This is a genomic window from Saccharopolyspora sp. 6V (assembly GCF_020176785.1).
Classification (GTDB): domain Bacteria; phylum Actinomycetota; class Actinomycetes; order Mycobacteriales; family Pseudonocardiaceae; genus Saccharopolyspora_C; species Saccharopolyspora_C gregorii.
Genome location: NZ_JAIUKB010000216.1, coordinates 1 through 5200 on the forward strand (window position 1 = coordinate 1; position 5200 = coordinate 5200).

General features: G+C 74.2%; 4 protein-coding genes. 1 reads left to right on the plus strand and 3 read right to left on the minus strand.

Annotation, left to right across the window (positions count from 1 at the left end; all coding sequences use genetic code 11):
• Window positions 1-263: 263 nt before the first annotated feature.
• Window positions 264-590 (minus strand): putative quinol monooxygenase, encoded by a 327-nt coding sequence (locus LCD35_RS29415; protein ID WP_224963079.1) that lies wholly within the window; start codon window positions 588-590, stop codon window positions 264-266.
• 179 nt (window positions 591-769) lie between these two features.
• On the opposite strand from LCD35_RS29415, the gene LCD35_RS29420 reads away from it, so the two are divergent.
• Window positions 770-1990, plus strand: coding sequence for a helix-turn-helix domain-containing protein (locus LCD35_RS29420; RefSeq protein ID WP_224978057.1), 1221 nt, complete (start codon window positions 770-772; stop codon window positions 1988-1990).
• A gap of 58 nt (window positions 1991-2048) precedes the next feature.
• On the opposite strand, the gene LCD35_RS29425 is transcribed toward LCD35_RS29420, so the two are convergent.
• Together LCD35_RS29425 and LCD35_RS29430 are read right to left on the minus strand one after the other, a co-directional pair.
• Window positions 2049-3938, minus strand: a complete 1890-nt coding sequence (locus LCD35_RS29425) for an NAD(P)/FAD-dependent oxidoreductase (protein WP_224963083.1) — start codon at window positions 3936-3938, stop codon at window positions 2049-2051.
• A 129-nt stretch (window positions 3939-4067) separates the two neighbouring features.
• On the minus strand, window positions 4068-5132 hold the full coding sequence (locus LCD35_RS29430; protein WP_224968836.1) for a quercetin 2,3-dioxygenase: 1065 nt from the start codon (window positions 5130-5132) through the stop codon (window positions 4068-4070).
• Window positions 5133-5200 lie beyond the last annotated feature (68 nt).

The window sequence follows — 5200 nt, forward strand, 5'->3', positions numbered from 1 at the left end:
CCCCCCTCCTGGGGCGGCGCGGGGCAGGTGGCGGAACCTCAGCGGTCCCCGCGCGGCGGGAGCGATTTCACCGGTGGCTCCGCCACAGGAGAAATCGCTGTCCTCGCGAGGGAACCGCTGAGAACCCGCGGGTGGTCCCGCTGCTCGGGTGGACTCGCCACCGGCTCCGCCGCCGACCGGTGAGGGCCGCTGTTCAGGCTCAAGAACCGGCAGCGACGTTCCGCGGACGAACGCCCCGGCGCACCCGGGCGTTCGGTGCGTCCTCAGTTCTTCGGGGCGAGTTCGCCCATCTTGGACCATCCGTCGCCGGGGACCTCGACGTTGATGATGTCCGGGGTCGCGGAGATGGCCTCGGACATGCGTTCCAGCGCCGCCTGGAAGTGCGCGGACTGCACGTGCTCGACGCCGGCCTCCTGCGAGGCGAAGCCTTCGGTGAGCACGAACTCGTTCGGGTCGTCGACGCTGCGGGCCCAGTCGAAGAACAGGTTGCCGGGCTCGTTCCGGGTCGCCCGGGTGAACTCGTCGACCAGCGAGAGCCACTGGTCGGCGTGGTCGGGCCGCACGTGGAACTTGACGACGATGAAGATCACTGGCTCGGCTCCCTGCGGGTTCGGTGGAGACGCGCCGGATTCGGCGCGGCCGAATCGTGGCCCGCGCGCACCGCGCCCGCCAACCCTCGTTGTCACATGCTGATAAGCCGCCGCGGTCTTCCGTCCCCCGGGTGCGGCGTGGTTATGGTGTGGGCCACACCCGGCGGCGGGAGGTGGCGGTGGACGACGCGCGATCGGTGCGCGAACGGGCCCGGACGCTCGCGCAGGTGCACGACGCCCTGTTCTCCGGAGGGCGCGCCCCGGCGCAGCCGCGCGCGCTGGTGGCCCGCTCGTGGCGGCGCGCCCGCGCCCAGGGCGTGGACCCGGACCTGCTGTTCCCGCCCGATCCGGCGGACGCGGCCGAGGTGCAGCGCCGCCGCGAGCGCAGCGGGCTGCGGCCGGTGCTGCCGGAGCTGCGGGCCGCGCTCACCGCGGTCGCCGAGGACTCCCGGCACGTGATGGTGGTGACCGACGCCGACGGCGTGGTGCTGTGGCGCGAGGGCGCGAACCTGGTCCGGCACCGCGCCGACCGCATCGGCTTCGCCGAAGGCGCGCGCTGGTCGGAGGACGTGGTCGGCGGCAACGCGATCGGCACCGCGCTCGCCGAGGGCGCTGCGGTGCAGATGTTCGCCGCGGAGCACTTCCTGCGCGCCCACCACGTGTGGACCTGCACCGCCGCTCCGCTGCACGACCCGCGCACTGGGGACCTGCTCGGCATCGTGGACGTCAGCGGCCCGGTGGAGACCGTGCACCCGTTGACGGTCGCGCTGGTCGGCACCGCGGTGAAGGTCGCGGAAGCGGGTCTGCGCCGGGAGCACGCGCGCGGGCTCGACTCGCTGCGGCAGGTGGCCGGGCCGCTGCTGGCCGGTCTGCGCGGGCCGGGCCTGGTGGTGGACGAGCACGGCTGGGTCGCCGCGGCCACCGGCATGGCCGGGCCGGACCGGGTAGGGGCGCCGCGGTCCGGGGTGCCGGTCGCGGTGCACGGCGTCGGCCACTGCCTGCCGGAACCGGTGCCGGGCGGCTGGCTGCTGCGCCCGGAACCCGCGCCGCGGATGCGGCTCGCGCTGGACCTCGGTTCGTCCCCGCCGCGCGCCGTCGTGGAGGGCACCGGCAGCTGGGTGCACCCGCTGCCGGTGCGGCACGCGGAGCTGCTGGTGCTGCTGGCGCACGCGGGACCGGCGGGGCTCTCGGCCGCGCAGCTGTCCGAGGCGCTCTACGGCGACCGCACCCACCTGGTGACCGTGCGCGCGGAGGTGTCCCGGCTGCGCAAGTCCCTCGGCGGCCTCGTGCTGGCCCGCCCGTACCGGATCGCCCCCGGCGTGGAGGTCGCGCCGCCGGACCGCACCGGGCCGCTGCTGTCCCGCTCCACCGCGCCGGGGGTCCGCCGCCTCGCCCGGTGATCCCGGGGGCGGGGACCGCTCCCGCGCCCGGTCGTGCGAGCGCGGGAGCGGCCCGGACTCACCTGGTGTGGTGCACCTCCTGCAACCCGTAGACGGGAGTGGGGATCCCCTCGGCCCGCGCCTTGAGCTGCAACGCCAGGTACAGAGAGTAGTGCCGGGACTGGTGCAGGTTGCCGCCGTGGAACCACAGCGCCTCCTGCTGCGTGGGTTTCCACATGTTGCGCTGCTCGCCCTCCCACGGACCCGGGTCCTTGGTGGTGTCGGAACCGAGGCCCCACACCTTGCCGACCTTGTCCGCGACCTCCTGGCTGATCAGGTCCGCGGCCCACCCGTTCATCGAGCCGTACCCGGTGGCGTAGACGACGAGGTCCGCGGGCAGCTCGGTGCCGTCGGCGAGCAGCACCGCGTCCTCGGTGAGCTCCGCGACCTGCCCGTGCGCGAGCGCCACCCGCCCGTCCGCGACGAGTTCGGCCGCGCCGACGTCGATGTAGTAGCCGGACCCGCGCCGCAGGTACTTCATGAAGAGCCCGGAATCGTCGTCGCCGAAGTCGTGCCGGAACCCGGCGGCCTCCAGCCGCGCGTAGAAGTCGGCGTCGCGTTCCCGCATCGCGTCGCACGCGGGCCGCTGGAACCGGTCCATGATCCGGTACGGCTGGGAGGCGAACACCAGGTCGGCCTGCTGGGTGGTGATGCCCGCTTCGACCGCTTCCTCGGAGTAGAGCGGCGCCAGCGACAGCTCCATCAGCGAATCCGACTTGGAGATGTGCGTGGAGGAGCGCTGCACCATCGTCACGTCGGCGCCGACCTCCCACAGCGCCCCGCAGATGTCGAACGCCGAGTTGTTGGAGCCGATCACCACGGCCCGCTTCCCCCGGTACGCGTCCGGCCCGGGGTGCCGCGAGCTGTGGTGCTGCTCGCCGCGGAACCGGTCCTGGCCGGGGAATTCGGGCACGTTCGGCTTGCCGGACACGCCGGTGGCGAGCACCAGCTGCCGCGGGCGCAGCTCGATCCGCTCGCCGTCGCGGTCCACCAGCACCGTCCACTCCCCGGTGCGCTCGTCGTAGGAGGCGGAGCGGCAGGTCGACGAAGACCAGTAGTTGATCTCCATGACCTTGGTGTACATCTCCAGCCAGTCCGCGATCTTGTCCTTGGGCGCGAACACCGGCCAGTTCCGCGGGAAGTCCAGGTACGGCAGGTGGTCGTACCAGACCGGGTCGTGCAGGCACAGCGACTTGTACCGGCCGCGCCACTGGTCGCCGGGACGGGCGTGCGCGTCGAGCACCACGTGCGGCACCCCGAGCTGGCGCAGCCGCGCGCCCAGCGCGATGCCGCCCTGCCCGCCGCCGACCACCACCACGTACGGCTGGCGGGTGCGGCCGAGCTCGGCGGCCTCGGCGTCCCTGGCCTCCTGCCAGGTGGTCCGGTCCGGATCGACGCCGTGCTCGGCGCCCTTCGGGCGGCGGTGCCCGCTCGGCTCCTCGTGGCCGGTCAGCTCGTGCAGCGTCGTCAGCAGCGTCCACGCGCCCTCGTCGACGAGCCGCAGGTGCCCTTTCCCGCGCCCCGCGGCCGTCTCGAACCCGAGCCACGCCTCGACCACGCCGTCGGCCTCGGTCGGTTCCGCGGTGAGGTGGAAACCGCGGGCGTCGGTGGTCTCGGCGGTGGCGCGCACCAGGTCGGCGACGCCGTCCCGGTCCTCCACGGTCTTGAGGTTCCAGGTGAACGCGACCAGGTCGCGCCAGAACGAGGTGGTGGCGAACAGCCCGGCGGCGCGGTCCGCGTCGCCGGCCGCCAGCGCCGCCTCGAACTCGGCGAGCCAGTCCTCGGCGCGGGCGCGGGCGGCGGACCTCTCCGCCGGTGGCCGCGTCTCCCACCGCGCCTGGTCCGGCCGCGCCGGCCGGGTTTCCGAAGCAGTGCGGGTCGTCTGGTTCTCACCGAGCGTCTGGGACATGGGCGGACCTCCCGGAGCAGCGCGCGCCGTCGCCGGTGACGGCGCGTCCGGAACTCAGCGAACCCGACCGCCACCGCGCCCGGAAGGGTTGCGACCCCGTTGCACCCCGCGGTTCCCCCGGATGCGGGATTAGCCGCCGATCGTCCTCCCGCGTTCCGGCGGCGGTCCGACGACCACGAGGTCGAGGTCGGTCGCGGCCAGCCGCGCCGGGTCCACCGCGAGGTCCGCCGGGAGCTCCGGATGCACGTGCAGATCGGTGGGGCGGCCGGTGAGGTCGAAGAACGGTTCGAACACGTCGGGGGTGAGGATGCCGAGCATCCGGGTGTTGTGCGCTTCGAACGCGAAGGTGTGGATGGTGCCCGCCGGGGCGTGCACGAAATCCCCTTCGGTCAGCAGCACCTCCCGGCCGTTGACGTGCAGCCGGACGCGTCCCGACACGCACAGGAAGTTCTCGGTGTGCAGCCGGTGGAAGTGCCGGACGAAGTACTCCGACCGGGATCCGAGGGTGTCGATGGCGAAGTAGCGGCCGCCGGTGTTCGCGCCGCGCGTCAGGTAGGTGTTCAGGCTCTCCCCGGTCTCCCGGCGGTCGCCCTCGCCGAGCCGCAGGAAGTACGGCCGCACGCCCTGCGGCAGCTCCGCGTCCCACTCGTCCAGCGCATCCGCCCGCGCCGCGTCCGGGAAGGTGATGCCGAGCGGGGCGCCCGCGTCGGCCCGCTGCGGCGCCGAGGTGGTGGCCCCGGTGCGGCCGGAGTGCACGTGCCGCCGCACCGGGGTGCCGAGCCGTTCCACGAGCTCCAGCGAACCGCCCGGCGCCGCCCAGGTGAGCAGCCGGGTCACGTGCGCCAGCATCCGGAGCGCCAGCGGTCTCCCCGGCGGCACGTGCAGCGAGTCGCCGCGGGTGAGCACGCGGCTGCGCTCGCCGAGCCACACCTGCACGCTGCCGTCGAACACGTAGAACGAGCGCTGCTCGACGGCGTGGGCGTGCCACGGCACCTCCGCGCCGCGCCCGCCGCTGACGTAGGCGGCGTCGAACAGGCCGCCGGTGTCTGCGGCGCGGGCGATGACGGTCCACAGCACGCCGTCCAGCTCGTAGCGCCGCCCCTCCCCGCTCGCGAGGTAGTAGGGGACGGGTTCGCCGGGCAGCCGGTCGACGACCGGTGCGAGGTCGTGGACCGCTTCGACGTCGTGGGTCATGGTCGTCCTCCGGGGAGCAGGTGGCGGGCGAGGGGAACGCCGGTGGGGCGGGGGCGGTGAGGGTGCCG